1 pseudogene is annotated in these 422 nt (G+C 68.7%); it reads left to right on the top strand.

What is annotated here, in order from left to right:
* Positions 1-128: 128 nt before the first annotated feature.
* Positions 129-422, top strand: a pseudogene (locus L687_RS0120935) (ABC transporter permease); the annotation flags it as partial.

The following is a 422-nucleotide window of genomic DNA, read 5'->3' as shown; positions in this document are numbered from 1 at the left end:
CTACAGCCCGTCTGCGATCACCGCCGTCGGCGATCGCGTCGAGGGGCTGCAGTACGACCTGTACGGTCGACCGCTGTTCTACGATGTGACCGTCGGCTGAGCCGCCGGCTGAGCGGAGGGCACGGGTGGTGAGGGCTGCTCTCGTCCGTATCGCCGGCCTCGCCGCGTCCGTCGTGATCGTCCTCTGGGGCGCGGCGACCGTCGCCTTCCTCGCCTTCCGGGTGATCCCGGGGGATCCGGTATCGGTGATGCTGGGGCCCCAGGCGCAGGTGAGCGAGGCGGTCAAAGAAGGCATCAGAGCCGATCTCGGGCTCGATCGCCCGCCGTTCGAGCAGTACCTCGGCTTCATCGGTCAGCTCGCTCGGGGAGACCTGGGAGAGTCGTACCAGCTGCGGATGCCCGTGACCGAGGTGATCGGGCGT

Source organism: Microbacterium maritypicum MF109 (assembly GCF_000455825.1).
GTDB lineage: Bacteria > Actinomycetota > Actinomycetes > Actinomycetales > Microbacteriaceae > Microbacterium > Microbacterium maritypicum_A.
Note: the sequence above shows the minus strand (reverse complement) of the source record. Positions and strands in the feature narration are given on the sequence as shown.